The sequence below is a fragment of the Alkalihalophilus lindianensis genome (assembly GCF_032843265.1).
In the GTDB taxonomy this organism is placed as follows: Bacteria; Bacillota; Bacilli; order Bacillales; family Bacillaceae_D; genus Alkalihalophilus; species Alkalihalophilus lindianensis.
Genome location: NZ_JAWJBA010000631.1, coordinates 1 through 256, shown reverse-complemented (window position 1 = coordinate 256; position 256 = coordinate 1). Strand labels below are relative to the sequence as shown.

Genomic DNA, 256 nt, shown 5'->3' with positions numbered 1-256 from the left:
AAACGAATTCGCCATTTAGGACGTTTGCGCGATATTGTTTATGCTTTTACCCGCCATGGTTTCGGTTATATCATGAAAGAATTAGGGCTTCTTGACCTTCTATCCGTTCCTAAAAGGTTATTTGCTGAAGGAAGCAAAACGAAAGGTGTACGAACAACCGGTGAACGGATACGAATGTTTTTAGAGGAGCTTGGACCGACGTTTATCAAGATTGGTCAAATTGCCAGTACAAGACCGGATATCATCCCTGCAGACA

At 42.6% G+C, this 256-nt stretch carries 1 pseudogene; it reads left to right on the top strand.

Annotation, left to right across the window (positions count from 1 at the left end):
- A pseudogene (locus tag RYX56_RS23695) lies at positions 1 to 256 on the top strand (ABC transporter); the annotation flags it as partial.